Origin of the sequence: Streptomyces sp. (assembly GCF_031178505.1) — a bacterium.
In the GTDB taxonomy this organism is placed as follows: Bacteria; Actinomycetota; Actinomycetes; order Streptomycetales; family Streptomycetaceae; genus Streptomyces; species Streptomyces gulbargensis.
Map to the genome: position 1 here is coordinate 1 of NZ_JAPSIW010001015.1, position 1,826 is coordinate 1,826.

Genomic DNA, 1,826 nt, shown 5'->3' on the forward strand with positions numbered 1-1,826 from the left:
CGGGTGGGGGCCGCGACGGCACTGGTCGCCGTGAGGGTCAGGGCGCCGGCCAGGGCGGCCGCGGTGATCCAGTGGCTGGGCTTGCGGACGGGCATGGAACCTCCAGGTGAGCGGCGGCCGGGAGGTAACCCGGCCGTGACGCGGTTCACAGTCATCGAGGAATGACTCGGATTTGCACATGCTCACAAATAGGTTACCGACCGGTCAATAACTTTTGTCCACTACTTGGGGGACGACAACAGCGGGCCAAGCTCACCCGCGCCCGCGGGCGCGGCGCCGCACGGCGACGGCCACTCCGACGGCCATCGCGGCGACCACACTCAAGGCCACGAGGCCTGTGAGTACCGGCCGGAGCTCCTCGAGCGCGCTGCGGCGAGGCCACCCGTCCGGGGGACGGAGTGGCGCCCCGTCGTCGATGGTGGACGATGCGAAGCCCAGGACGACCGCGGCCGTGGCGTCGCTCATGTCCTCGAGGACCTGGAGGTCGACGTTGTCCAGGTCGTCGCAGGCGGCGTTGTAGCAGGGGTCGTAGTCCGCGCCGGCCCGGCCCCCGTACCGGTCCACCTGCCGCCGTGTCTTCTCGCCCGTGTCGCCGGTGAAGAGCCCGCCCACGGGGATCCCGGCCTCGGCGAACACGAGGTGGTCGCTGCCGTCGTCGATCGGCACCTCGTCGAAAGCCACCGCCTCGGACTCGAAGTAGCCTTCGAACGCCACCTCGATGGCGTCCGATCCGTCCGGCGCCTCGATGGAGTCGTCGTGCCAGCCATTGCCGGACGTGTCGCCGTCGTAGACGAAGCGCCCGTAGTTCGGGGAGCCGATCATGTCGAAGTTCAGGTACATCGCGATGTCCTCGAACGCCCCGGGGTCATTGGCCCGGAGATCGGAGAGGTAGTGGTCGGCGCCGTTGAGGTTCAATTCCTCCGCGCCCCACCAGGCGAAGCGCACCGTGTTCTGCGTGCCGGTGCCGGCCAGGGCCTCGGCCACCGCGAGGACGCCTGCGGCGCCGGAGCCGTTGTCGTTGAGTCCGGGGCCCTCCGGCACGCTGTCCAGGTGCGCGCCGACCAGCACGGTGCTGTCCGGGTCACCCGTGGCCGTGTCCGCCAGGACGTTGTACGTCACGCGGCGCTCCGAGGACGTGTCCTCGCCGTGCTCGTGGTCGTGGTCCTCGCCGTACGGGAACGTGAAGGCCTGTACCCGAGGGTGATAGCCGGCGGCCCGCAGCCGCTCCACGACGTGGTCGACGCTCCTCCGGTAGCCGTCGGTGCCGGCGGCACGGTTGCCGCCGTGGGCGTCCGCGGCGTCCTGGAAGGCCCGCAGGTGACCCTCCAGCTGCTCGGCGGTGACGGCCCGGGTAATCTCCTCCGTCGAGGCGGCGCCGTCGCGCCCGGCCGGAAGGGCCGCGGCGGGGACTTGGGCCGGGAGGAGGAGAGCCACTGCCAGCACGGCCGGGGCGAGCCCTCTGCTGAGTGCTCGTCGACGCACGACCCCTCCCTCGGGACCTGGCACCGTCCGCGCCCTCGGTGGACGTCTCTCGCGACGTGCGCCGCGGATTGACGGTACTGTGCGATCACACAAGCACGGGCCGGGGCTCCGGTCAATGATCGGCAGGTCATCCGTCGCCGCGCTGCGACACGGCCGCGGGCACCCGATTTCCCACCCGCCCGGCCGGATGGCTATGATGGAGCAGTTGTTTCCGGCTGAGACCGGATGCTTCACGGGATGTGGCGCAGCTTGGTAGCGCGCGTCGTTCGGGACGACGAGGTCGCAGGTTCAAATCCTGTCATCCCGACCACCAGCGAAAGGCCCCGGACCAGTCGGTCCGGGGC

At 70.6% G+C, this 1,826-nt stretch carries 1 protein-coding gene and 1 tRNA gene; one reads left to right on the plus strand and one right to left on the minus strand.

What is annotated here, in order from left to right; translation table 11 throughout:
• Positions 1 to 252 precede the first annotated feature (252 nt).
• Positions 253 to 1,482 (minus strand): M28 family peptidase, encoded by a 1,230-nt coding sequence (locus tag RIF68_RS35715; RefSeq protein ID WP_309055780.1) that lies wholly within the window; start codon positions 1,480 to 1,482, stop codon positions 253 to 255.
• Positions 1,483 to 1,715: 233 nt separating this feature from the next.
• On the opposite strand from RIF68_RS35715, the gene RIF68_RS35720 reads away from it, so the two are divergent.
• Positions 1,716 to 1,792, plus strand: a tRNA-Pro gene (locus RIF68_RS35720).
• The last annotated feature ends 34 nt before the right edge of the window (positions 1,793 to 1,826 follow it).